The 24,508-nt window shown below is 54.3% G+C and carries 20 protein-coding genes and 2 tRNA genes; 4 read left to right on the top strand and 18 right to left on the bottom strand.

The genetic code is table 11. From position 1 onward, the window contains the following. Positions 1 to 6 precede the first annotated feature (6 nt). The gene (locus N7V53_RS19500; protein WP_279794569.1) at positions 7 to 885 is read left to right on the top strand and encodes a U32 family peptidase; all 879 of its coding nucleotides are present in this window, start codon (positions 7 to 9) and stop codon (positions 883 to 885) included. 140 nt (positions 886 to 1,025) lie between these two features. After that, positions 1,026 to 2,033 carry a luciferase-like monooxygenase gene (locus tag N7V53_RS19495; protein WP_279794568.1) on the top strand — a complete coding sequence of 336 codons (1,008 nt, stop codon included), beginning with the start codon at positions 1,026 to 1,028 and terminating at the stop codon, positions 2,031 to 2,033. A 124-nt stretch (positions 2,034 to 2,157) separates the two neighbouring features. Here N7V53_RS19495 and mtr read toward each other — a convergent pair whose 3' ends face one another. The 11 genes from mtr to N7V53_RS19440 form a co-directional block, all read right to left on the bottom strand. After that, the gene (gene mtr, locus N7V53_RS19490) at positions 2,158 to 3,402 is read right to left on the bottom strand and encodes a tryptophan permease (RefSeq protein ID WP_279794567.1); all 1,245 of its coding nucleotides are present in this window, start codon (positions 3,400 to 3,402) and stop codon (positions 2,158 to 2,160) included. Between the two features lie 141 nt (positions 3,403 to 3,543). Next, a complete protein-coding gene (locus N7V53_RS19485) occupies positions 3,544 to 5,448 on the bottom strand; it encodes a DEAD/DEAH family ATP-dependent RNA helicase (protein ID WP_094422235.1) in 1,905 nt (634 codons plus the stop codon). 182 nt (positions 5,449 to 5,630) lie between these two features. Beyond that, on the bottom strand, positions 5,631 to 6,515 hold the full coding sequence (nlpI, locus tag N7V53_RS19480) for a lipoprotein NlpI (protein WP_023481039.1): 885 nt from the start codon (positions 6,513 to 6,515) through the stop codon (positions 5,631 to 5,633). Between the two features lie 108 nt (positions 6,516 to 6,623). Further along, on the bottom strand, positions 6,624 to 8,759 hold the full coding sequence (pnp, locus tag N7V53_RS19475) for a polyribonucleotide nucleotidyltransferase (protein ID WP_279794564.1): 2,136 nt from the start codon (positions 8,757 to 8,759) through the stop codon (positions 6,624 to 6,626). 244 nt (positions 8,760 to 9,003) lie between these two features. Continuing rightward, the gene (gene rpsO, locus N7V53_RS19470; protein WP_017457357.1) at positions 9,004 to 9,273 is read right to left on the bottom strand and encodes a 30S ribosomal protein S15; all 270 of its coding nucleotides are present in this window, start codon (positions 9,271 to 9,273) and stop codon (positions 9,004 to 9,006) included. A gap of 145 nt (positions 9,274 to 9,418) precedes the next feature. Next, a complete protein-coding gene (gene truB, locus N7V53_RS19465; RefSeq protein ID WP_279794562.1) occupies positions 9,419 to 10,366 on the bottom strand; it encodes a tRNA pseudouridine(55) synthase TruB in 948 nt (315 codons plus the stop codon). Beyond that, positions 10,366 to 10,767, bottom strand: a complete 402-nt coding sequence (rbfA, locus tag N7V53_RS19460) for a 30S ribosome-binding factor RbfA (protein WP_023480926.1) — start codon at positions 10,765 to 10,767, stop codon at positions 10,366 to 10,368. Before rbfA ends, truB begins: the two co-directional genes overlap by 1 nt. 95 nt (positions 10,768 to 10,862) lie before the next feature. After that, the gene (gene infB, locus N7V53_RS19455) at positions 10,863 to 13,577 is read right to left on the bottom strand and encodes a translation initiation factor IF-2 (RefSeq protein WP_023480825.1); all 2,715 of its coding nucleotides are present in this window, start codon (positions 13,575 to 13,577) and stop codon (positions 10,863 to 10,865) included. A 24-nt stretch (positions 13,578 to 13,601) separates the two neighbouring features. Then, complete coding sequence (gene nusA, locus N7V53_RS19450) at positions 13,602 to 15,089, bottom strand: transcription termination factor NusA (RefSeq protein WP_023480893.1); 1,488 nt, start codon at positions 15,087 to 15,089, stop codon at positions 13,602 to 13,604. Positions 15,090 to 15,117: 28 nt separating this feature from the next. Continuing rightward, the gene (gene rimP / locus N7V53_RS19445; RefSeq protein WP_017457352.1) at positions 15,118 to 15,570 is read right to left on the bottom strand and encodes a ribosome maturation factor RimP; all 453 of its coding nucleotides are present in this window, start codon (positions 15,568 to 15,570) and stop codon (positions 15,118 to 15,120) included. Between the two features lie 209 nt (positions 15,571 to 15,779). Then, positions 15,780 to 15,856, bottom strand: a tRNA-Met gene (locus tag N7V53_RS19440). Between the two features lie 377 nt (positions 15,857 to 16,233). Here N7V53_RS19440 and argG point away from each other — a divergent pair. Next, on the top strand, positions 16,234 to 17,580 hold the full coding sequence (gene argG / locus N7V53_RS19435) for an argininosuccinate synthase (RefSeq protein ID WP_023481007.1): 1,347 nt from the start codon (positions 16,234 to 16,236) through the stop codon (positions 17,578 to 17,580). 129 nt (positions 17,581 to 17,709) lie between these two features. Here argG and N7V53_RS19430 read toward each other — a convergent pair. The 6 genes from N7V53_RS19430 to rlmE form a co-directional block, all read right to left on the bottom strand. Next, positions 17,710 to 17,796: transfer RNA gene (locus N7V53_RS19430), tRNA-Leu, on the bottom strand. Positions 17,797 to 17,816: 20 nt separating this feature from the next. Next, positions 17,817 to 18,149: a preprotein translocase subunit SecG gene (secG, locus tag N7V53_RS19425; RefSeq protein WP_054802976.1), complete on the bottom strand. Its 333-nt coding sequence runs from the start codon at positions 18,147 to 18,149 to the stop codon at positions 17,817 to 17,819. A gap of 226 nt (positions 18,150 to 18,375) precedes the next feature. Then, entirely contained in the window at positions 18,376 to 19,713 is a 1,338-nt protein-coding gene (glmM, locus tag N7V53_RS19420) for a phosphoglucosamine mutase (protein ID WP_279794558.1), read from the bottom strand. Next, entirely contained in the window at positions 19,706 to 20,554 is an 849-nt protein-coding gene (gene folP / locus N7V53_RS19415; protein WP_279794556.1) for a dihydropteroate synthase, read from the bottom strand. The genes glmM and folP overlap by 8 nt, the downstream gene beginning before the upstream one ends. Positions 20,555 to 20,652: 98 nt before the next feature. After that, positions 20,653 to 22,584 (bottom strand): ATP-dependent zinc metalloprotease FtsH, encoded by a 1,932-nt coding sequence (ftsH, locus tag N7V53_RS19410; RefSeq protein ID WP_023480969.1) that lies wholly within the window; start codon positions 22,582 to 22,584, stop codon positions 20,653 to 20,655. 102 nt (positions 22,585 to 22,686) lie between these two features. Then, positions 22,687 to 23,313: a 23S rRNA (uridine(2552)-2'-O)-methyltransferase RlmE gene (rlmE, locus tag N7V53_RS19405; RefSeq protein ID WP_094422249.1), complete on the bottom strand. Its 627-nt coding sequence runs from the start codon at positions 23,311 to 23,313 to the stop codon at positions 22,687 to 22,689. A 118-nt stretch (positions 23,314 to 23,431) separates the two neighbouring features. Here rlmE and yhbY point away from each other — a divergent pair, with 118 nt between their 5' ends. Beyond that, positions 23,432 to 23,725, top strand: a complete 294-nt coding sequence (yhbY, locus tag N7V53_RS19400; protein ID WP_023480872.1) for a ribosome assembly RNA-binding protein YhbY — start codon at positions 23,432 to 23,434, stop codon at positions 23,723 to 23,725. A 153-nt stretch (positions 23,726 to 23,878) separates the two neighbouring features. Here yhbY and greA read toward each other — a convergent pair whose 3' ends face one another. Further along, positions 23,879 to 24,355: a transcription elongation factor GreA gene (gene greA / locus N7V53_RS19395; protein WP_023480955.1), complete on the bottom strand. Its 477-nt coding sequence runs from the start codon at positions 24,353 to 24,355 to the stop codon at positions 23,879 to 23,881. Positions 24,356 to 24,508: the final 153 nt, after the last annotated feature.

Below are 24,508 nucleotides of genomic sequence, written 5' to 3'. Positions count from 1 at the left end.
TAAACCATGAAATATTCATTAGGGCCGGTGCTTTACTACTGGTCAAAAGAGACGCTTGAGGAGTTTTATCAGCAGGCGGCAAACAGCCGCGCTGATGTGGTCTATCTCGGCGAAGCGGTGTGCAGCAAACGCCGCGCCACCAAAGTGGGTGACTGGCTGGCGATGGCGAAAGCGCTGGCCGATAGCGGCAAACAGGTGGTGATTTCGACGCTGGCGCTGGTGCAGGCATCATCGGAGCTCAACGAACTGAAACGCTATGTCGATAACGGCGAGTTTCTGCTGGAGGCGAGCGATCTCGGGGTCGTGAATCTGTGCGCCGAGCGCAAGCTGCCGTTTGTCGCAGGACATGCCCTCAACTGCTATAACGCCGTTACCTTGCGCTTGCTGCTTAAACAGGGGATGGTGCGCTGGTGCATGCCGGTGGAGCTCTCCCGCGACTGGCTGGTAAACCTGCTCGATCAGTGCGACACACTCGGTATTCGCCAGCAGTTTGAAGTTGAAGTGTTGAGCTACGGCCATCTGCCCCTCGCCTACTCCGCCCGCTGCTTTACCGCGCGCTCGGAGAACCGGGCAAAAGATGAGTGCGAAACCTGCTGCATTAAATACCCGACCGGGCGCAGCATGCGTTCGCAGGAAGATCAGCAGGTCTTTGTGCTTAACGGTATTCAGACCATGAGCGGCTATGTCTATAACCTCGGTAACGAGCTGACCTCAATGCAGGGGCTGGTCGATGTTGTGCGCCTCTCGCCGATGGGGAGTGAAACCTTCGCCATGCTTGAGGCGTTTAAAGGGAATGAAACCGGCGGCGCGCCACTGCCGCTGGCGTCCAATAGCGACTGCAATGGTTACTGGCGCAGGCTGCCTGGGCTGATGCTCGAGGCGTAAAAGGCTCACTTTGTTAACAGCAATCGTCGCCCGTTCATGCAGTATGAAAGTTGCAGCTTTTCTGGCCTGACGCGGCTCCTTGCGCCAGGCTGGAAGAAGACCTTCAATCTGATGACGATGCTGTAGCAAAGTGAGTGTTTATGTCTGAGAAAACCGTTGCGTTTTCGGTGCTGGATTTAGCGCCGATTCCACAAAACTCAAGCGCGCGTGACGCGTTTACCCATTCCCTCGATCTGGCGAAGCTGGCGGAGAAGCGCGGTTACGATCGCTTCTGGCTGGCGGAGCACCACAACATGACCGGTATCGCCAGCGCGGCGACGTCGGTGTTGATCGGTTACCTGGCAGCGAATACGCAAACCCTGCGGCTCGGCTCTGGCGGCGTGATGCTGCCGAACCACGCTCCGCTGGTGATTGCCGAGCAGTTCGGTACGCTGAATACGCTCTATCCGGGACGTATCGATCTTGGGCTTGGCCGCGCGCCGGGCAGCGATCAGCGCACCATGATGGCGCTGCGCCGCCACATGAGCGGTGATGTTGATAATTTCCCCCGCGATGTGAAGGAGCTGGTCGACTGGTTTGACGCCAACGATCCGAACCCGCACGTGCGCCCGGTGCCGGGCTACGGCGAGAAGATCCCGGTGTGGCTGTTAGGCTCCAGCCTTTACAGTGCGCAGCTTGCCGCCCAGCTTGGCCTGCCGTTTGCCTTCGCTTCACACTTTGCGCCGGATATGCTGTTCCAGGCGCTGCATCTCTATCGCACCCAGTTCAAGCCCTCGGCGCGGCTGGAAAAACCCTATGCGATGGTGTGTATCAATATTGTCGCCGCTGATAGCAACCGCGATGCGGAGTATCTCTTTACCTCGATGCAGCAGGCGTTTGTGAAGCTGCGTCGCGGTGAGACGAGCCAGCTGCCGCCGCCGATTGAGAATATGGATCACTTCTGGTCGCCGTCTGAAAAATATGGCGTGCAGCAGGCCCTGAGCATGTCACTGGTGGGTGATAAAGCGAAAGTGCGCCACGGTCTTGAGTCGATCCTGCGGGAAACCGAGGCGGATGAGATTATGGTTAACGGGCAGATTTTCGATCACCAGGCGCGGTTGTATTCGTTTGAGCTGGCGATGCAGGTGAAAGAGGAGTTGTTCGGTTAGGGCGTTGCCCGGCTTTTATGCCGGATGGCGCTGACGCTTATCCGCCCTACGGGGATTGTGCTGTCTTTATGCCGGATGGCGCTGGCGCTTATCCGGCCTACGCGATTGCGCAGGCCGGATTTGATTAGTGATAGACCGGCAGCAGATCAAAGCTTGATAACAGATGCACTACCGCGTTGCCTGCGCCGAAAAGCAGGATTAAAACAATCATCGGCTTACCGCCCCAGACGCGAAACGCCGGGCTGCCGAAGCGTTTACGTGAAGCATTCGCCAGCAGCGCTGGCACAATCGCCGCCCAGATGGTGGCGGCTAAACCCGCATAACCAATGGCGTATAAAAAGCCGTTCGGCCACAGCAGACCACCAACAATCGGCGGCAGGAATGTCAGCAGCGCGGTCTTAAAACGCCCCAGCGGCGCATCATCAAACTTAAAGAGATCCGCCAGGTAATCAAACAGCCCCAGCGTCACGCCGAGGAAAGAGCTGGCAACGGCAAAGTTGGAGAAGATCACCAGTAGCAGATCGAGGCTACGGCTGTTCAGCACCCCGCTCAACGCCTGCACCAGCACATCGATATTGCCGCCTTTTGCCGCGATATCGATAAACGCCGGACGGGCAATATTTCCCATCGTCACCAGTAACCAAACCACATACAGCCCAAGCGCCAGCAGCGTGCCGTAGACCAGGCAGCGGGTAATCACGCGCGGATCCTTGCCGTAATACTTCATCAGGCTCGGCACGTTGCCGTGGTAGCCGAAAGAGGCGAGACAGAACGGCAGCGTCATCAGCAGATACGGCGTGTAAGAGGCATCGCTCTGCGCAACATTAAACAATGTTGCCGGCTGCACATGCCCGAGCAGGCTGCCGAAGGTGAGGAAGAAGGTGATCACTTTGGCACCCAGCACAATCGCCGTCATGCGGCTGACCGCGTGGGTTGAGAGCCAGACGATAAACGCCACCAGCAGCGCAAAACCCAGCCCTGCCAGGCGCGGCGGCACATCCAGCGACATTTCCGCAAACGTGTGGTGCAGGATCGAGCCGCTCGCCGAGATGTAGGCGTAGGTCAGGATGTAGAGCACAAAGGCGATAGAGAGGCCGTTAATCAGGTTCCACCCTTTGCCCAGCAGATCTTTGGTGATGGTGTCGAAGCTCGCGCCGCTGCGGTAGTTGAGGTTGGCCTCAAGGATCATCAGGCCCGAGTGCAGCATGCAGAACCAGGTAAACACCAGTGCCAGAAGCGACCAGAAGAACCACGCGCCGGACATCACCACCGGCAGGGAAAACATGCCTGCGCCAATAATTGTGCCGCCGATAATCACCACTCCGCCGAACAGCGAAGGGGTAGCCTGGGTGGTTGTCAGTGTCGACATCTGAAACGTTCTCCTGTAATGGCGCTATGCCGAAAGTAAAGCCGATGCATTGTACCAGTACAGGAGTACATTGCGGATAAAAAAAGCCCCAATCTTTTCGATCGGGGCTGTATCTATTACTTTACGTTTGAAGCGTAAGGTTTACGCATCACGACGACGGGTAGTACCTTCTTCGCGGCGCGGGCCGCGATTTTCACGACGCTCACCGCTGAAACGGCCTGCACCGGCAGGTGCTGCACCATCACGACGCGGACCACGGCCACCTTCGCGACGCTCGCCGCCGCCGAAGCTACGACGCTCACCGCCGCCAGGACGGCGTTCGCTGCGCTCACGCGGCTGTGCATCGCCCAGCAGCTGCATATTCATCGGTTTGTTGAGAATACGCGTGCGGGTAAAGTGCTGCAGAACCTCGCCCGGCATGCCTTTCGGCAGCTCGATGGTAGAGTGCGAACCGAACAGCTTGATGTTGCCGATGTAGCGGCTGCTGATGTCGCCTTCGTTAGCGATCGCGCCAACGATATGACGAACTTCAACACCGTCATCACGGCCCACTTCAATACGGTACAGTTCCATATCGCCAACATCGCGACGCTCACGACGCGGACGGTCTTCACCGGCACGTTCGGTACGCGGACCACGATCATTGCGGTCGTTACGATCGCCACGACGTTCGAAACGCTCATCACGCTCGCGGAACTCACGCTTAGGACGCATCGGTGCATCCGGCGGCAGGATCAGCGGACGTTCGCCCTGTGCCATTTTCAGCAGTGCGGCAGCCAGCGTTTCGATATCCATCTCTTCTTCAGAAGAGGGCTGGATTTTCGCCAGCAGCGCGCGGTACTGGTCCAGATCGCTGCTTTCCAGCTGCTGCTGTACTTTCGCGGCGAATTTTTCCAGGCGGCGTGTGCCCAGCAGTTCTGCGTTCGGCAGCTCTACTTCCGGAATGGTCAGCTTCATCGTACGTTCGATGTTGCGCAGCAGACGACGCTCGCGGTTCTCAACGAACAGCAGCGCGCGGCCAGCACGACCCGCACGACCGGTACGGCCGATACGGTGAACGTAAGACTCGGAGTCCATCGGGATATCGTAGTTAACAACCAGGCTGATACGCTCAACGTCCAGGCCACGGGCCGCAACGTCGGTTGCAATCAGGATGTCCAGACGACCATCTTTCAGACGCTCCAGAGTCTGCTCACGCAGGGCCTGGTTCATGTCACCGTTCAGCGCGGCGCTGTTGTAACCGTTGCGCTCCAGCGCTTCAGCCACTTCCAGAGTTGCGTTTTTGGTGCGTACGAAGATGATCGCGGCATCAAAATCTTCAGCTTCAAGGAAGCGAACCAGCGCTTCGTTTTTACGCATGCCGTAGACAGACCAGTAGCTCTGGCTGATGTCCGGGCGAGTTGTCACGCTGGACTGAATGCGCACTTCCTGCGGCTCTTTCATAAAGCGGCGGGTAATGCGACGAATCGCTTCCGGCATGGTGGCGGAGAACAGAGCGGTCTGGTGACCCTCCGGGATCTGCGCCATGATAGTTTCTACGTCTTCGATAAAGCCCATGCGCAGCATTTCGTCGGCTTCATCCAGCACCAGACCGCTCAGTTTGGAGAGGTCCAGGGTGCCGCGTTTCAGGTGATCCAGCAGGCGTCCCGGCGTACCGACAACGATCTGCGGGCCCTGACGCAGGGCGCGTAATTGCACGTCATAACGCTGGCCGCCGTAAAGAGCAACCACGTTCACGCCATGCATGTGTTTAGAGAAATCGGTCATCGCTTCAGCTACCTGAACCGCCAGTTCGCGGGTCGGAGCAAGCACGAGGATCTGCGGCGCACGCAGGTCCGGATCGATGTTATGGAGCAGCGGAAGAGAAAACGCTGCGGTTTTCCCGCTACCAGTCTGGGCCATGCCCAGCACGTCACGACCGTTCAGCAGGTGCGGAATGCACTCAGCCTGGATCGGAGATGGTTTTTCGTAACCGAGATCGTTAAGGGCTTCAAGGATAGGAGCCTTCAGGCCCAGATCTGCAAAAGTGGTTTCGAATTCAGCCATGTAGTACAAGTGCCTCTATGTCATTGGCGGCCAGTCTACATAACTCATCGTGAAAATATTTGGCAATTTTCATTGAAAAGTGTGAACCGGCTCAAAGTAGGTGTATTGACGAACAACAACGCCCTCACCAGTTAAGGTGATGGCAATCAAAAAAGATTACGGGCTGATGTTTATGTCGTCAGCTATTGCTGGTCCGATTCTGCCAGGTCGTCTTGCTCCTGGCCCAAGAGCGATAATTCCAACAATGCATAACGGTGCTCAACGAAGTTGTGGACGTTGTTAGCAACCGCTAATTTGAACAGTGCCGTAGCGCTGTCCTTATCCCCCAGACTTAGGTAGTACTTACCTAAATAGAAGTTGGTTTCACTGAGATGCTCAGCGAGCGAGGTGTTATCCGTTGCGTCCGCCTTCAGGCGATCCATTAGCTCAGATTCGCTAATGTCACCGAGGTAGAACTCGACAATATTCCATCCCCATTGCTCCTTGTCCGATTTTTCGAAGCGCTGTTTCAGTGCTTCTTTCGCCTTGTGCTCATCGAGCTTCCGCTCAACGATATAAAGCCACAGGCTACGGAAAGGATCATTAGGATCGTCTTGATAAAACGCCAGCAGATCATCTTGCGCTAACTTATCACGACCGCCATAGTGCAGAGCGATGCCGCGGTTTAAGTGCGCGTAGTTGTAAGTTGGATCAAGCTCAAGTACAGAATCAAACGCTTCATAGGCAGCATCAAAATTGCCTGCCTGCGTTAAATAAATGCCTAAGTAATTGAATACTTCAGGCATATCGGGTCGGATGGCCAGCGCTTGTGAAAAATCATTCCGCGCCAACGCCCTCAAACCGAGACTATCATACAATACTCCGCGCTCATATAAAAGCTGTGCGCGTTCATCATCGGATAAAGCCCGACTGGCAAGAATTTGTTCCATGCGTGCCAGAATCACTTCTTGCTGCAAAGTCGGTTGCAATGGCACCGCGAGGACTTCGCTCTTACGCCAGGCAGAGTTGCTGCATCCTGCCAGCGTTAGAGCTGTCGCAACGAAACACCAGCGCAAAAAAGGCTTCATTTCCTACTCCCGAAGACAACAATTGGATGAACGTCCTGTCCCCCGGCTGCAAACATGGCGTCCTGCCTGAGAATAAGCCCTCCGCCTGCGCGGAGGGCAAGGCAAACCTTACTCGCCCAGTTCTGCTTGCGGCGCTTCTGACGCTTCAGCAGGCTGAGTTTGTTCAGTTGCTTCTTTAATGCTTAGACGAATACGGCCCTGGCGGTCAACTTCCAGAACTTTCACCGGTACTTCCTGACCCATCTGCAGGTAGTCGGTCACTTTCTCTACGCGCTTATCGGCGATCTGAGAAATGTGTACCAGGCCCTCTTTACCGCCACCGATGGCAACAAACGCACCAAAGTCGACGATACGGGTGACTTTACCGTTGTAGATACGGCCCACTTCGATTTCAGCGGTGATCTCTTCGATACGACGAATCGCGAATTTCGCTTTGTCGCCGTCGGTTGCCGCGATTTTCACGGTACCGTCATCTTCGATTTCGATGGTCGTGCCGGTCTCTTCGGTCAGGGCACGGATAACGGAGCCGCCTTTACCGATAACGTCTTTGATCTTGTCCGGGTTGATCTTGATGGTGTGGATACGCGGCGCGAACTCAGAGATATCGCCACGCGGCGCGTTAATCGCCTGCTCCATCACGCCGAGGATATGCAGACGTGCACCTTTCGCCTGGTTCAGCGCAACCTGCATGATCTCTTTGGTGATGCCTTCGATTTTGATATCCATCTGCAGCGCAGAGATACCGTCGCGGGAACCGGCCACTTTAAAGTCCATGTCGCCCAGGTGATCTTCATCGCCCAGAATGTCAGACAGAACGACAAAGTTTTCGCCCTCTTTCACCAGACCCATTGCGATACCGGCAACAGCGGCTTTCACCGGTACGCCTGCATCCATCAGTGCCAGCGATGCGCCGCACACGGAAGCCATGGAAGAGGAACCGTTGGATTCGGTGATTTCAGAAACCACACGCACGGTGTACGGGAATTTATCAGCTTCCGGCATAACAGCCAGCACGCCGCGTTTCGCCAGACGACCGTGACCAATTTCACGACGCTTCGGCGAACCGACCATACCGGTCTCACCTACGGAGTACGGAGGGAAGTTGTAGTGGAACAGGAAGCTGTCAGTGCGCTCGCCCATCAGTTCGTCGATGTTCTGCGCGTCACGTGCTGTACCCAGGGTTGCTGTTACCAGCGCCTGCGTTTCACCACGGGTAAAGAGTGCGGAGCCGTGAGTACGCGGCAGAACGCCGGTACGAACGTCCAGACCACGAATCATATCTTTTTCACGGCCATCGATACGCGGTTCGCCTGCCAGTACGCGGCTACGAACAACGTTTTTCTCGATAGCGTGCAGGATTTCGCCCAGCTCGTTAGCGTCCAGGGACTCATCTTCTGCAACCAGCGTCGCGATGGTTTCAGATTTGATCACGTCAACCTGGGCGTAACGCTCCTGTTTGTCGGTGATGCGGTAAGCATCGCTCAGACGGGATTCTGCCAGCGCTGCAACGCGCGCGTTCAGCGCTTCGTTGACCGCTTCCGGCTGCCAGTCCCAGCGCGGTTTACCCGCTTCTTTCACCAGATCGTTGATGTTCTGAATAACAATCTGCTGCTGCTCGTGGCCATAAACCACCGCGCCCAGCATCTGATCTTCGCTCAGCAGTTCTGCTTCGGATTCAACCATCAGCACAGCGGCTTCGGTACCGGCAACAACCAGATCCAGCTTGCTGGATTTCAGCTCTTCCTGAGTCGGGTTCAGCACATACTGGTCGTTGATGTAACCAACGCGCGCGGCGCCGATCGGGCCATTGAACGGAATACCAGAGAGAGACAGTGCAGCAGAAGCACCAATCATCGCTACGATATCCGGGTTAACCTGCGGGTTAACGGAAACCACGGTGGCGATAACCTGGACTTCGTTGACGAAACCTTCCGGGAACAGCGGGCGAACCGGGCGGTCAATCAGACGCGCGATCAGGGTTTCGCCTTCGCTTGGACGGCCTTCACGACGGAAGAAGCCACCCGGGATTTTACCGGCAGCGTAGGTACGCTCCTGGTAGTTAACGGTCAGCGGGAAGAAGTCCTGACCTGGTTTTGCTTTTTTCTGGCCAACAACGGTAACGAATACCGCGGTGTCGTCCATGCTTACCATCACGGCAGCGGTTGCCTGACGGGCCATCATGCCGGTTTCCAGCGTGACGGTGTGTTGACCATATTGGAATTTACGAATGATCGGATTCAGCAAAATTCTATCCTTTCTTAATGAACATCAGCACACCCAGGGCGTGCTGATAATTAAACCGGACCTTCTTGCATCCTCGCGACTAATGACAACCTTAACCCGCCCATTACGGATAAAGCCTCTCATTAGCCGCGCGAACCTCTGCAATGAAGATCATACCTGGCAACAATACATCAGTTTAGTGCCAATTGCTGCCGCCTGGTTGAAAAAAGGGGCCGTAAAGGCCCCTTCTTGAAACTCGCCAGACTTAGCGACGCAGACCCAGACGCTCGATCAGCGCGGTGTAGCGTGCAACGTCTTTACGTTTCAGATAGTCGAGCAGTTTACGACGCTGAGAAACCATACGCAGCAGACCACGACGGCTGTGGTGATCTTTTTTGTGCTCTGCAAAGTGACCCTGCAGGTGGTTAATCTGAGCAGTCAGCAGTGCAACCTGAACTTCGGTAGAACCGCTGTCGTTAGAACCACGACCAAACTCGGAAACGATTTTTGCTTTAGCTTCAACGCTTAGAGACATTTTCAACTCCAGTGATATAAGAATGACAGGGTGCCGATCTCTAATTCAGCTCCCCCAGGTTTAACGCCGGGTATGTTAAATACATAGCCCGGCGTTAAGCGGCAATATTCTACTCGTAGTCGGGCATTCCCGCAAGGTAAGCCCGTCAGTCAGCAGGATACTCAACAACCAGACGACGCGGCGCAACTCGCCCCTGATCATCAATTTCGCCCATGCCGATAAACTTACCCTCTTCGCCTTCCGTCACGCGGACCAGCCCTTCGGCCGGCGTAGTGGAAGCGCGCACCGGTTGGCCGTTTTTGAAATAGGCAGCAACCACAGAGGGAATGTTTACAACAGGGAAATCGGACGCCGGGCTATCCATCGGCATCAACAGCGGATCGAGCAGCTCAGCCGCAGGAACTTCCTGCTGCTCGGCCTGCTGGACTAACGCCTGCAACTGCTCAAGGGTAACCATCCGCTCAATCGGGTAACGGCTGACCGCCAGACGACGCAAATAGATTACGTGCGCGCCGCAGCCCAGCTTCTCGCCCAGATCGTCAATAATGGTGCGAATGTAAGTCCCTTTGGAGCAGTGGATTTCCAGCTCCAGCTCATCCCCTTCATGGCGGATAAACAGCAGTTCATACACGGTTATGGGGCGCGCTTCACGCGGCACTTCAATGCCCTGACGCGCATACTCGTAAAGCTTCTTACCCTGGTACTTCAGAGCCGAGTACATCGAAGGGATTTGCTGCGTGTTACCGCGAAAGCTCTCCAGTGCGCTCGCCAGTTCTGCAGCGGTAAAGGTCACCGGGCGCTCTTCAACGACCTGGCCATCGGCATCCGATGTATCAGTGCGTTGGCCAAGGCGGGCAATTACCCGGTAGCGCTTATCGGAATCCAGCAGATACTGAGAAAATTTTGTCGCCTCACCGAGACAAATCGGCAGCATGCCGGTTGCCAGCGGATCCAGCGCGCCGGTGTGACCCGCACGGTTGGCGTTATAGAGGCGTTTTACTTTCTGCAGGACATCATTGCTTGATGCGCCCTGCTGCTTATCCAGCAGCAGTACGCCATGCACATCGCGACCGCGACGACGAGGACGACTCATCAGTCCTCCTTGCTGTCGTCCGGGTTCACACGACGTTCATCGTCATGCTTCACCACGCTGGTGACCAGGTTTGACATGCGCATCCCTTCAACCAGCGAGTTGTCGTAGAAGAATGTTAGTTCCGGCACGATACGCAGACGCATCGCTTTACCCAGCAGGGAGCGAATAAAACCGGAAGCGTCGTGCAGGGCTTTAATGCCCGCTTTGATCGACTCTTCATCTTTGTCATTCAGGAAGGTCACGAACACTTTGGCATACGCCAGATCGCGGGAGACTTCGACACCGGATACGGTGGTCATCATGCCCAGGCGCGGATCTTTGATTTCACGCTGCAGGATAGTGGCAATCTCTTTTTGCAACTCCTGAGCGACGCGCTGCGGGCGACCAAATTCTTTCGCCATATTACTTCTCCAGACTAAAAAGGGGCCGTAGCCCCTTTAGATATCTCTTGCCGGGTGGCGCTTCGCTCCCGGCCTACGTTGCGCTAATGCGTCGATTATTCGATAGAGCGCTTAATTTCGATAATTTCGAAGACTTCGATCATATCGCCGGTACGTACGTCATTGTAGTTCTTAACGCCGATACCACACTCCATGCCGTTACGGACTTCGTTAACGTCATCTTTGAAGCGGCGCAGGGATTCCAGCTCGCCTTCATAGATAACCACGTTGTCGCGCAGGACGCGGATCGGGTTGTGACGTTTGACGACGCCTTCGGTAACCATACAGCCAGCGACCGCGCCGAATTTCGGCGATTTGAACACATCGCGCACTTCAGCCAGACCGATGATCTGCTGTTTCAGCTCAGGTGAGAGCATACCGCTCATCGCCGCTTTCACTTCGTCGATCAGGTTATAGATGACGGAGTAGTAGCGCAGATCCAGACCTTCCGCTTCGATCACGCGACGCGCAGAGGCATCGGCACGAACGTTGAAGCCAACCAGGATAGCGTTGGACGCAGCTGCGAGCGTGGCGTCGGTTTCGGTGATACCACCTACGCCGGAGCCGACAATCTTCACTTTCACTTCTTCAGTAGAAAGTTTCAGCAGCGAGTCGGAGATCGCTTCCACGGAGCCCTGAACGTCAGCTTTCAGCACGATGTTCACTTCGTGCACTTCGCCTTCGGTCATGTTGGCAAACATGTTCTCCAGCTTAGATTTCTGCTGGCGAGCCAGTTTAACTTCGCGGAATTTGCCCTGACGATAGAGCGCAACTTCACGCGCTTTCTTCTCGTCACGTACCACAGTGGCTTCATCACCCGCCGCCGGAACGCCGGAGAGACCGAGGATTTCCACCGGAATGGACGGACCCGCTTCGGTCACTTCGCGACCCAGCTCGTCACGCATCGCACGTACACGGCCATATTCGAAGCCGCACAGTACGATGTCGCCTTTATGCAGCGTACCTTCACGTACCAGCACGGAAGCTACCGGACCACGACCTTTATCGAGGAAGGATTCGATAACAACACCGCTCGCCATGCCGTTACGGACAGCGTGCAGTTCCAGAACTTCGGCCTGCAGCAGGATTGCATCCAGCAGGTCGTCGATACCGGTACCGGCTTTCGCGGAGACGTGTACGAACTGGCTTTCGCCGCCCCACTCTTCCGGAATGATCCCGTACTGAGAGAGTTCGTTTTTAACGCGATCCGGATCGGCTTCCGGCTTATCGATTTTGTTCACTGCAACAACTACCGGCACTTTCGCCGCTTTCGCGTGCTGAATAGCTTCGATAGTCTGCGGCATCACGCCATCGTCTGCTGCAACAACCAGAACAACGATATCCGTTGCCTGAGCACCACGGGCACGCATTGCGGTAAACGCGGCGTGGCCTGGGGTATCCAGGAAGGTGATCATGCCGTTGTCGGTTTCAACGTGGTAAGCACCGATGTGCTGGGTAATGCCACCCGCTTCAGCGGATGCCACTTTCGTTGAACGAATGTAGTCCAGCAGCGAGGTTTTACCGTGGTCAACGTGACCCATGATGGTCACGACCGGCGCGCGCGGTTCAACCGCAGCACCTGTGTCACGGTCGCTCATTACCGCTTCTTCCAGTTCGTTTTCACGACGCAGGATAACTTTGTGGCCCATCTCTTCCGCAACCAGCTGTGCGGTTTCCTGGTCGATGACCTGGTTGATGGTTGCCATCGCGCCCAGTTTCATCATCGCTTTGATGACCTGAGAGCCTTTAACTGCCATTTTGTTAGCCAGCTCGCCGACGGTCAGGGTTTCACCGATCACAACGTCACGGTTAACGGCCTGGGCCGGTTTGTTGAAGCCCTGCTGCAGTGCAGAGCCTTTACGCTGACGGCCGCCTTTACCACCGCGAACCGCGGCACGCGCTTCTTCACGGTCAGCTTTGCTTTCAGAGTGCTTGTTGCCTTTCTTCGGACGCGGGGCTTTAGCGGTACGGGTACGGCCGCGGCCACCTTCGACTTCACGATCGTTATCATCTTCAGCCTGACGTGCATGCTGGGAGGTGGTGACGTGATAATCGCCGGTCGTCTCTTCTTCTTCGCCTGGCGTTGCCGTCCAGGTTGCTTCGTTCTGTTCTGCCATTCGACGGGCTTCTTCCGCTACGCGACGTGCATTTTCTTCCAGTTTACGACGAGCCTCTTCTTCCGCTTTACGCTTGAGTTCCTGCGCTTCGGATTCACGACGGGCTTTTTCCGTCTGGGCTGCCCTGGTCACTTCGTCAGTTTGATGGTTGCTCACTTTGCTATTTTCCGCAGCTTCGCGTTTCGTGCTTTCGGCATTTTCGCGTTTAGCTTTTTCTTCAGCTTCACGTTTCAGACGCACTTCGGCTTCACGCTTGGCTTTTTCCTCGGCTTCTCGCTCAGCGGCTTCCTCTGCTTCACGACGGGCCTTCTCCTCCGCTTCACGCATCGCCTCTTCTTCCGCAGCGAGACGTTCAGCCTCTTGTGGATCGCGTTTTACAAAGGTGCGCTTTTTACGGACTTCGATCTGCACCGATTTACTTTTCCCACCGGTGCCCTGAATATTTAATGTGCTGCGCGTTTTGCGCTGCAACGTCAGCTTATCAGGCGCAGAACCGTGTTCACGGTTCAGATGCGCTAACAGCGTCTGTTTTTCCTGCGCCGTCACTGAATCATCAGCAGACTTGCGGATCCCTGCATCAGCAAATTGCTGTACCAGGCGGTCCACAGAGGTTTGAATCTCAGCGGCCAGCGTTTTTACGGTTACATCTGTCATGCTGTTCCTTCCTGCTACAGTTTATTACGCTTCGTCACCAAACCAGCAAATATTACGCGCGGCCATGATGAGCTCACCGGCTTTGTCGGCAGTTAACCCTTCGATATCGCTCAGGTCATCCACACCTTGCTCGGCGAGGTCTTCCAGCGTACAAACACCACGAGCAGCCAGTTTGAAAGCCAGTGCACGATCCAGACCGTCCAGGTTCAGCAGGTCTTCAGCCGGTTCTTTATTCCCCAGGCTTTCTTCCTGCGCCAGCGCCAGAGTAGTCAGTGCGCTTTTCGCACGATCACGCAGCGCTTCGACGGTGTCTTCATCCAGGCCATCGATTTCCAGCAGCTCTTTGATTGGCACATAGGCCAGTTCTTCCAACGTTGAGAAACCCTCTTCGACCAGAACAGTGGCGAAATCTTCGTCAATATCCAGATAACGGGTGAAGGTATCAATCGCTGCGTGAGCCTCAGCCTGATGCTTGGACTGCAGATCTTCAACGGTCATAACGTTGAGTTCCCAGCCGCTCAGCTGAGACGCGAGACGCACGTTCTGACCGTTACGGCCAATCGCCTGCGCCAGGTTGCCCGCTTCAACAGCGATATCCATGGTGTGCTTATCTTCATCCACCACGATAGAAGCAACATCAGCCGGTGCCATCGCGTTGATAACGAACTGGGCCGGGTTGTCGTCCCACAGTACGATATCGATACGCTCGCCGCCGAGTTCGGTAGAAACGGCCTGAACGCGGGCACCACGCATACCAACGCATGCCCCAACCGGGTCGATACGCTTGTCGTTGGTTTTCACCGCAATTTTGGCACGAGAACCCGGATCGCGGGCTGCGGCTTTAATCTCGATAACTTCTTCGCCGATTTCTGGCACTTCAATGCGGAACAGTTCGATCAGCATTTCCGGCTTGGAACGCGTAACGAACAGCTGCGCACCGCGCGCTTCAGGGCGCACTGCGTACAGCACGCCGCGAATGCGGTCGCCCGGACGGAAGTTTTCACGCGGCAGCATATCTTCGCGCAGGATCACGGCTTCAGCGTTGCTACCCAGATCCAGCGTGATGTTGTCGCGGTTCACTTTTTTCACCACGCCGGTGATGATTTCACCTTCGTGTTCGCGGAACTGATCGACAACCATTGCGCGCTCTGCTTCACGTACTTTCTGTACGATAACCTGCTTCGCGGTTTGGGTGGTGATACGGTCAAACGTCACGGATTCAATCTGATCTTCAACGTAATCGTCGAGGTTCAGGCTCTCATCTTCGTAACGTGCCGCTTCGAGAGTGATTTCACGCGTCGGCTGCGTCACTTCTTCTACGATCAGCCAGCGACGGAATGTGTCGAAATCACCGCTTTTACGATCGATGCTTACACGCACATCAATCTCTTGCTCATATTTTTTCTTGGTTGCTGTAGCCAGAGCACTTTCCAGCGCTTCAAAGATTTTTTCACGCGGAAGCGACTTTTCGTTAGAAACAGCTTCAACAACAGCCAAAATTTCTTTGTTCATTGGGGGCCTTTCACCTCAATCCAGACTGTTAAAAGTGGGGGACCAGGTTCGCTTTTTGAATATTGCTCAAGGCGAACACTTCATCTTTACCTTCGACCGTAACGGTGATCATTTCGCCATCGACATCTTTAATGATGCCCTGCCACTTACGACGGTTCTGCACCGCCATCCGTAGCACCAGCGAAACTTCGTCGCCCTTAAAGCGCGCGTAGTGCTCAGCCGTAAACAAAGGTCGCTCAAGACCTGGTGAGGAAACTTCCAGGTTATACGCTACGGTAATGGGATCTTCGACATCCAGTACCGCACTGACCTGGTGGCTGACATCAGCGCAATCATCAACATTGATGCCATCTTCACTATCAATATAGATGCGCAGTGTAGATGTGCGACCACGCACGAATTCGATACCGACCAGTTCGTAGCCCAGTGCTTCAACCGGCGCCGTAATCATCTCTGTTAATTTTTGCTCTAATGTGGACAAGTCCACCCCCAAGACATAAAAAAAGGGCATATAGCCCAGTTATTTCGTACTCAGATAACAAAAAACCCCGATAAATCGGGGCTTTAAATAACTGAACCCTATAGCCGCAACTGCGGCCTGGATAACCTTCCGGAAGAACTCTTTTCAAATCCCGCTAAAGAAGGCGTTAAGTCTTCACAGTATATTTGAAAAAGAACACTAAGGGAAAGTGGTTGCGGGGGCCGGATTTGAACCGACGACCTTCGGGTTATGAGCCCGACGAGCTACCAGGCTGCTCCACCCCGCGCCTGAAACGTGGCAAATTTTACTCGATTGAGCGTCAACTTGCAAATAATGCTGGGATTTGGTACCGAAGACGGGACGTAAAACCGGCTTGCAGTATATTGAAAAACATCGCGTTGTGTCAACCGCTCATCTATAGCATCACGTGCTCCGCCGTTGTTACATATTATTAAGAGAGTTTTTATGCACAGAAGGCGCTTTTTCTTTCAGTTATACAATGAAAATTGCGCTTCTCTCTTCCGGTGCGCGCCAAAAGATGATTAAATGAAAACTCATTTATTTTGCATAACCATTCACTAAAGAAGTAAGAATGAGTGGTGTAAATAGCGTGGCGTGGCTGTTAAGTCTCTCACCATCAGTCTATCAAGCAGGGATTTTTTTATGACAACGATTCTCAAGCATCTTCCCGCAGGTCAACGTATTGGTATTGCTTTTTCAGGCGGTCTGGACACCAGCGCAGCGCTGCTGTGGATGCGTCAGAAAGGCGCAGTTCCTTATGCATATACTGCTAACCTGGGCCAGCCTGACGAGGATGACTATGAGGCGATCCCGCGTCGCGCGAAAGAGTACGGTGCGGAAAATGCTCGCCTGATCGATTGTCGTAAACAGCTGGTCGCTGAAGGCATCGCGGCTATTCAGTGCGGTGCGTTCCACAACACCACCGGCGGTTTAACCTATTTCAATACCACCCCACTCGGTCGTGCGGTAACCGGCACCATGCTGGTTGCGGCAATGAAAGAGGATGGCGTCAACATCTGGGGTGACGGCAGCACTTATAAAGGCAACGATATCGAACGTTTCTATCGTTACGGCCTGCTGACCAATGCCGAGCTGAAGATCTATAAACCGTGGCTCGATACTGACTTTATCGACGAGCTGGGCGGCCGTCAGGAAATGTCCGAATTCATGACCGCGTCGGGCTTCGACTACAAAATGTCGGCCGAAAAAGCCTACTCGACGGACTCCAATATGCTGGGTGCCACCCACGAAGCGAAGGATCTCGAATTTCTCAACTCCAGCGTAAAAATCGTTAACCCGATTATGGGCGTGAAGTTCTGGGATGAGAGTGTGAAGATCCCGGCCGAGGAAGTTACCGTACGTTTTGAACAGGGCCATCCTGTTGCGCTGAACGGCAAAACCTTCAGCGACGATGTCGAACTGATGATGGAAGCCAACCGTATTGGTGGCCGTCACGGTCTGGGCATGAGCGATCAGATCGAAAACCGTATCATTGAAGCGAAAAGCCGCGGTATCTATGAAGCCCCGGGGATGGCGCTGCTGCATATCGCCTATGAACGTCTGCTGACCGGCATTCATAACGAAGACACCATTGAGCAGTATCATGCGCACGGCCGTCAGCTGGGACGCCTGCTCTATCAGGGCCGCTGGTTCGATCCGCAAGCGCTGATGCTGCGTGATGCTCTGCAACGTTGGGTGGCAAGCGCCATTACTGGCGAAGTGACGCTCGAGCTGCGTCGCGGGAATGACTACTCAATCCTCAATACGGTTTCCGACAATCTGACCTACCAGGCAGAGCGTCTGACCATGGAGAAAGGCGACTCGGTATTCTCTCCGGACGATCGTATTGGTCAGCTGACGATGCGTAACCTCGACATTACCGATACCCGCGCCAAGCTGTTCAACTATGTACAGACTGGCCTGATCTCCACCACGGCAGGTAATGGCCTGCCGCAGGTGGAAAATCTGGAGCACAGCGATAAGAAATAATCGCCGCCACTGAAATGCAAAAAGCGCCTGCGGGCGCTTTTTTATTACCGGTTGAACTGCCACAAACGTCAGGCATACAAACTACAGACGAAAAAAAAGACATCTTTCGATGTCTTTCTTTCGGAATATTGGTACCGAGGACGGGACTTGAACCCGTAAGCCCTATTGGGCACTACCACCTCAAGGTAGCGTGTCTACCAATTCCACCACCTCGGCACGACTTACTTCTTCACAACTTACTGTGGGATATCGCTGGTCGGCTTCGCCGGCGCTGCTGGCTGAGTCTGTTCACTCTTCGCCGGTGCGCTCAGATTTTCCCACTCGCTTCCCTTATTGGTTTTATTGCTGTTAATGTTGCCCAGCACAAGGCTAATAATAAAGAACAGTGTTGCCAGCACAGCAGTTGCACGAGTCATGAAGTTACCAGAACCACTTGAACCGAACAGCGTACCGGACGCGCCAGCGCCAAAGGAGGCTCCCATGTCAGCGCCTTTACCTTGCTGCAGCATAATCAGAGCTACAAGAGCCAGAGCCACAATAAGGAAAACTACTAAAAGAGCTTCGTACATAATCAACCTGTTCCTTGCGGGGTTGCCGCAGCCAATGCTTCAAACCAATAACGCGGGATGTTTCATGCTTTCCCACTGAAGCGGGTGTGAATACTAACTAAAGCGACTGACCTGCGCAAGGGCAATTTCGACGCTTTTTATCAAGTGCGGAAAAAAACAGCAAAAGCGCGCAACATGGCGAAGAAAGAGGCAGCAAAAGCTGCCTTTTTAGCCACTTACCGAATCGTTAAACCGCTTTAACGGCATCGGCGATGCGATTAGCCAGCGCGGTAACCTGCGCTTCATCTTCGCCCTCAACCATCACGCGGATCAATGGCTCAGTGCCAGACTTACGCAACAGCACGCGACCACGGTTCCCCAGCGTCGCTTCAACCTCTGCCATCACGGTTTTAACGTTCTCATCTTCCAGCGGATCGCCATTACCAGCGGTAAAGCGGACATTTACCAGAACCTGCGGGAACATTTTCATGCCGCTGCAGAGATCGTGCAGCGTCATATGGTTACGCACCATCGCCGCGACAACCTGCAACCCGGCAACAATTCCGTCGCCAGTGGTGGTTTTATCCAGCAGGATCACATGGCCTGAGTTTTCCGCACCGATGCGCCAACCTTTCTCCTGCATTTTTTCCAGCACGTAACGGTCGCCCACTTTCGCGCGCGCAAAGGGAATGCCCAGTTGCTTAAGCGCCAGTTCGAGCCCCATATTGCTCATCAGCGTGCCGACCGCACCACCGCGCAACTGCCCCTGACGCAGGCCTTCACGCGCGATGATATACATAATCTGGTCGCCATCGACTTTATTACCTTCGTGGTCAACCATGATCACGCGATCGCCATCGCCGTCAAAAGCGATGCCCAGATCCGCCTTCTCTGCCAGAACACGATCTTGCAGCGCTTTCACATCCGTCGCACCACATTTTTCATTGATGTTGACGCCATCCGGATCGCAGCCAATCGCAATGACTTTAGCACCCAGCTCGCGGAAGACATTCGGGGCGATGTGGTATGTCGCGCCATTGGCACAATCCACCACAATTTTCAGGCTGTTGAGGCTTAGCTCATTCGGGAAGGTCGCTTTGCAGAACTCAATATAACGGCCAGCGGCATCGACGATACGGCTGGCTTTACCCAATTCGGCAGAGTCAACGCAGGTCAGCTCTTTCTCCATCTCCGCTTCAATCGCCTCTTCAACCGCGTCCGGCAGCTTAGTACCGTCAATGGAGAAGAACTTGATCCCGTTGTCATAGAACGGGTTATGGGAAGCAGAAATCACAATCCCCGCTTCCGCGCGGAAAGTACGTGTCAGGTAAGCGACAGCAGGGGTCGGCATCGGACCGGTAAAGGAAGCAGAAAGGCCAGCGGCAGCCAGCCCGGCTTCCAGTGCCGATTCCAGCATATAGCCCGAGATGCGGGTATCTTTGCCGATAATAATTTTACGTGAGCCGTGACGCGCCAGCACCTTGCCTGCCGCCCAGCCCAGTTTCAGAACGAAATCCGGGGTGATAGGTGCGTCGCCAACACGGCCACGAATGCCATCAGTGCCAAAATATTTACGATTACTCATAGCGTTTGTTTTCCCTCGCTGACAGTGTGGCTTCCACCACCCGCATAGCTTCTACCGTTTCTTTTACGTCATGGACACGAATAATCTGCGCACCCTGCATCGCAGCAATCACTGCACATGCCAGACTGCCGCTTAACCGCTCTGTGGGCCCGACATTCAATAACTGGCCGATCATCGTCTTACGCGACATTCCTGCCAACAACGGCAAACCGAAGTGGTGAAACTCGCCTAATCGGGCAAGCAGCGCATAATTGTGGGAGAGATTCTTACCGAAACCGAACCCAGGGTCGAGCAACAATTTTTCTTTTGCGATCCCCGCACGTTCGCAGCGCGCAATATTCTCCACAAAAAAGCGGTTTACGTCGGCAAAGACGTCATCATACTTTGGCGCTTCCTGCATCGTCTTCGGTTGACCCTGCATATGCATCAGGCAGACAGGCAGGCCGGTTTGTGCCGCCGCTTCAAGCGCGCCAGGCTCCGTTAAAGAGCGAATATCATTGATGATGTGCGCGCCTGCCCGCGCGGCTTCACGGATCACTTCAGGCTTTGAGGTATCAACCGAGATCCACACTTCAAAACGCTGCGCTATCGCTTCCACAACCGGGATAACGCGCGCCAGTTCCTCTTCAACGCTCACTTCCGCGGCACCAGGTCGCGTAGATTCACCACCGATATCCACAATGGTCGCCCCTGCGTTAATCATCAGGTTGGCATGTTTGACCGCCTCAATCAGCGTGTTGTGGCTGCCGCCATCAGAAAAGGAGTCCGGCGTGACGTTGAGGATCCCCATCACGTGGGGATGAGACAGCTCAAGTGTGGAGCCCTGGGCATGAAGTTTCATGACTGAAGTCCCTGAAGGTATTACGGTTGAACAAAAAAGAAAAACCCCGGAGCAGGCCCCAGGGTTTCATTACACACAGTTCATCAACTGCAGAAAGCTTATTTGTCGCCAAACTGCTCTGACATGGTGTTGCCCGGGTTCGGCGTACGCGGTTCATCAACCGGACGCGGCGCGCGCGGGGTACCGTTATTGTCAGAGTTATTCGCGCCTGGATCTTCCCAGCCCGCTGGCGGACGTACATCACGACGAGACATCAGGTCATCAATCTGCGGTGCGTCGATGGTCTCATATTTCATCAGAGCATCTTTCATCGCATGGAGAATATCCATGTTCTCATTCAGGATCTGGCGTGCGCGATTGTAGTTACGTTCAATCAGCGCCTTCACTTCCTGGTCGATAATGCGCGCAGTTTCATCAGACATATGTTTCGCTTTCGCGACGGAACGTCCGAGGAACACTTCGCCCTCTTCTTCGGCGTAAAGCAGCGGACCCAGTTTGTCCGAGAAGCCCCACTGCGTCACCATGTTGCGTGCCAGGTTGGTCGCGACTTTAATGTCGTTCGACGCACCGGTAGAAACATGCTCAACACCGTAGATGATCTCTTCTGCAAGACGACCGCCGTAGAGCGTAGAGATCTGGCTCTCCAGCTTTTGACGGCTGGCGCTAATCGCATCCCCTTCCGGCAGGAAGAAGGTTACGCCCAGCGCACGACCGCGCGGAATAATCGTCACTTTATGTACCGGATCGTGTTCCGGCACCAGACGACCGATAATCGCATGGCCCGCTTCATGATACGCGGTGGACTCTTTCTGCGCTTCCGTCATCACCATGGAGCGACGTTCCGCACCCATCATGATTTTGTCTTTCGCTTTTTCGAACTCAACCATCGAGACAACGCGTTTGTTACCGCGCGCAGCAAACAACGCAGCTTCGTTGACCAGGTTGGCCAGATCCGCACCGGAGAAGCCCGGAGTACCACGCGCGATGATCGCAGCGTCAATATCCGGCGACAGCGGCACACGGCGCATATGCACTTTCAGGATCTGCTCGCGACCGCGAACATCCGGCAGCCCAACGACAACCTGACGGTCGAAACGACCTGGACGCAGCAGCGCCGGGTCCAGTACGTCCGGACGGTTGGTCGCAGCAATAACGATAATGCCTTCATTGCCTTCGAAACCATCCATCTCAACCAGCATCTGGTTCAGGGTCTGCTCACGTTCATCATGACCACCGCCTAAACCTGCGCCACGCTGACGGCCTACGGCGTCAATCTCATCGATAAAGATGATGCACGGTGCGGCTTTCTTGGCTTGTTCAAACATGTCGCGTACGCGGGATGCGCCCACGCCGACAAACATTTCAACAAAGTCAGAACCGGAAATCGTAAAGAACGGCACTTTTGCTTCGCCGGCGATCGCTTTCGCCAGCAGCGTTTTACCGGTACCCGGAGGGCCGACCATCAGGACGCCTTTCGGGATTTTACCGCCCAGTTTCTGGAAACGGCTCGGCTCACGCAGATATTCAACCAGCTCGCCTACTTCCTCTTTAGCTTCATCGCAGCCCGCGACGTCGGCAAAAGTGGTTTTGATCTGATCTTCAGTCAGCATGCGCGCTTTGCTCTTACCGAACGACATGGCGCCTTTGCCACCGCCGCCCTGCATCTGGCGCATGAAGAAAATCCATACCCCAATCAGCAACAGCATCGGGAACCAGGAGATGAAGATGTTACCGAGCAGGCTCGGTTCTTCAGGTGGTTCACCCACAACCTTGACGTTTTTGGTCACCAGGTTGTCGAGCAGTTTAGGATCTTCGACCGGGATGTAAGTCGTGTAACGGTTACTATCTTTCTTGGTAACGTTGATCTCACGTCCGTTGATACGCGCTTCGCGAACCTGGTCCTGGTTGACCTCTTGCAGGAAGGTAGAGTAATCCACCTTACGGCCATTTGACTCGCTGGGCCCAAAGCTCTGGAATACTGACATCAGCACGACGGCAATGACCAGCCAGAGTATTAGGTTTTTCGCCATGTCACTCAAGGGATTAACCTCATATTACAACTGTGTTAAAAACAGCGGCAGGATACAACATATCCCGTTTCATTCAAACCGAAGGCCGAAATCAACGGGGTATCATTTTCGCCCGGTCGCTACAATATACACTTCGCGCGAACGAGCACGCGAAGAGTCCGGTTTACGCACTTTAACCTTCGTAAACAGGGAGCGAATTTCCGTAAGGTACTCATCGAAACCTTCGCCCTGGAACACTTTCACTAAAAAATTACCGCCTGGCGCTAACACATCGCGGCACATCTCCAGCGCCAGCTCTACCAGATACATAGAGCGGGGAATATCCACCGCTGGCGTTCCGCTCATATTAGGAGCCATATCTGACATGACAACCTGAACCTTACTGTCACCAACACGTTCCAGTAACGCTTTCAGAACTAATTCATCACGAAAATCGCCCTGAAGGAAGTCTACGCCGACGATTGGATCCATCGGTAAAAGATCGCACGCGATAATGCGCCCGTTCCCACCAATCTGTGTGACCGCATATTGCGACCATCCACCGGGTGCAGCACCCAGGTCAACCACGGTCATCCCCGGTTTAAAAATCTTGTCACTTTGCTGTATTTCATCAAGTTTAAACCAGGCACGGGAACGTAACCCTTTTTTCTGCGCCTGAAGAACATATTTATCGCTAAAGTGTTCCTGGAGCCAGCGGCTTGAACTGGCAGAACGCTTTTTACCTGTCATTTAACTTTCCATCCGGTTTCATCGGCGTCACAGAGAAATTTCGACGCGCAATTTGGCGATACAGAGGAGATGGCGGTAGAATGACCCGTTTTCAATCCCAACGTAAGCAAAATATACGATGAATCTGAGTACTAAACAAAAACAGCACCTGAAAGGTCTGGCACATCCGCTCAAGCCGGTAGTTATGCTTGGCAACAATGGTTTGACCGAAGGGGTACTGGCCGAGATCGAACAAGCGCTTGAGCACCATGAACTTATCAAGGTGAAGATCGCCTCTGAAGAGAGAGAAACTAAGACCTTGATCGTGGAAGCTATCGTTCGCGAAACCGGTGCCTGTAATGTCCAGGTCATCGGTAAAACGCTGGTGCTTTATCGCCCGACCGCAGAGCGTAAAATTTCGCTGCCGCGCTAAAGGATATCCTGAGTTGAACACAAAATCAGTGTAAAACGAGGGGTTTCCGCCAGCAGATGAGCAAAATGCCACGCTCCAGGAGTTCATAAAAGGCCGCAATGCGGCCTTTTTCTTATCTTTACAATCCGTCAACAATTAACGCTGACGCTGCAATCAAAGATATTCCACCTTGATGATTTCGTACTCCACTTCGCCGCCAGGGGTGCGAATGACAACCACATCATCCTGCTCTTTCCCCACCAGGCCGCGTGCGATAGGCGAGTTCACCGAGATAAGATTCTGCTTAAAGTCGGCTTCGTCATCGCCAACGATGCGGTAGGTTTGCTCTTCGTCGTTATCCAGGTTCAGCACGGTCACCGTGGAACCGAAAATGACGCGGCCATTTTTCGGCATTTTGGAGATATCGATAACCTGCGCATTCGACAGTTTCGCTTCGATATCTTTAATGCGGCCTTCACAAAAGCCCTGCTGCTCACGCGCCGCGTGGTATTCAGCGTTCTCTTTGAGATCGCCATGTTCGCGGGCGTCCGCAATAGCGGCGATGATTTCAGGGCGACGAACGGTTTTCAAAAATTCCAGCTCTTCGCGCAGTTTTTCTGCACCACGTAGGGTCATCGGAATAGCTTGCATTTGTTATACCTCTTAAACATTCCTGTTAGGAGTAGTCCCCCACCCCGTCAGCGTTACCTCCCCGCATTCAGGCGTAAACAGCCGGGCAGGAGCAAAAGAAAACTGACCCGGAGACAAAGCCCCAGGTCAGCGCAATTTTTCAATTTGATACGT

The sequence above is a fragment of the Kosakonia sp. HypNH10 genome (genome assembly GCF_029850615.1).
GTDB classification, from domain to species: Bacteria; Pseudomonadota; Gammaproteobacteria; order Enterobacterales; family Enterobacteriaceae; genus Kosakonia; species Kosakonia cowanii.
Note: the sequence above shows the minus strand (reverse complement) of the source record. Positions and strands in the feature narration are given on the sequence as shown.

Excerpts from the sequence above, each read along its gene's own strand:
- N7V53_RS19500 (WP_279794569.1), top strand. The coding sequence starts at position 7 with ATGAAATATTCATTAGGGCCGGTGCTTTACTACTGGTCAAAAGAGACG.
- N7V53_RS19495 (WP_279794568.1), top strand. The coding sequence starts at position 1,026 with ATGTCTGAGAAAACCGTTGCGTTTTCGGTGCTGGATTTAGCGCCGATT.
- mtr (WP_279794567.1), bottom strand. The coding sequence starts at position 3,402 with ATGTCGACACTGACAACCACCCAGGCTACCCCTTCGCTGTTCGGCGGA.
- N7V53_RS19485 (WP_094422235.1), bottom strand. The coding sequence starts at position 5,448 with ATGGCTGAATTCGAAACCACTTTTGCAGATCTGGGCCTGAAGGCTCCT.
- nlpI (WP_023481039.1), bottom strand. The coding sequence starts at position 6,515 with ATGAAGCCTTTTTTGCGCTGGTGTTTCGTTGCGACAGCTCTAACGCTG.
- rpsO (WP_017457357.1), bottom strand. The coding sequence starts at position 9,273 with ATGTCTCTAAGCGTTGAAGCTAAAGCAAAAATCGTTTCCGAGTTTGGT.
- truB (WP_279794562.1), bottom strand. The coding sequence starts at position 10,366 with ATGAGTCGTCCTCGTCGTCGCGGTCGCGATGTGCATGGCGTACTGCTG.
- rbfA (WP_023480926.1), bottom strand. The coding sequence starts at position 10,767 with ATGGCGAAAGAATTTGGTCGCCCGCAGCGCGTCGCTCAGGAGTTGCAA.
- infB (WP_023480825.1), bottom strand. The coding sequence starts at position 13,577 with ATGACAGATGTAACCGTAAAAACGCTGGCCGCTGAGATTCAAACCTCT.
- nusA (WP_023480893.1), bottom strand. The coding sequence starts at position 15,089 with ATGAACAAAGAAATTTTGGCTGTTGTTGAAGCTGTTTCTAACGAAAAG.
- argG (WP_023481007.1), top strand. The coding sequence starts at position 16,234 with ATGACAACGATTCTCAAGCATCTTCCCGCAGGTCAACGTATTGGTATT.
- secG (WP_054802976.1), bottom strand. The coding sequence starts at position 18,149 with ATGTACGAAGCTCTTTTAGTAGTTTTCCTTATTGTGGCTCTGGCTCTT.
- glmM (WP_279794558.1), bottom strand. The coding sequence starts at position 19,713 with ATGAGTAATCGTAAATATTTTGGCACTGATGGCATTCGTGGCCGTGTT.
- folP (WP_279794556.1), bottom strand. The coding sequence starts at position 20,554 with ATGAAACTTCATGCCCAGGGCTCCACACTTGAGCTGTCTCATCCCCAC.
- ftsH (WP_023480969.1), bottom strand. The coding sequence starts at position 22,584 with ATGGCGAAAAACCTAATACTCTGGCTGGTCATTGCCGTCGTGCTGATG.
- rlmE (WP_094422249.1), bottom strand. The coding sequence starts at position 23,313 with ATGACAGGTAAAAAGCGTTCTGCCAGTTCAAGCCGCTGGCTCCAGGAA.
- yhbY (WP_023480872.1), top strand. The coding sequence starts at position 23,432 with ATGAATCTGAGTACTAAACAAAAACAGCACCTGAAAGGTCTGGCACAT.
- greA (WP_023480955.1), bottom strand. The coding sequence starts at position 24,355 with ATGCAAGCTATTCCGATGACCCTACGTGGTGCAGAAAAACTGCGCGAA.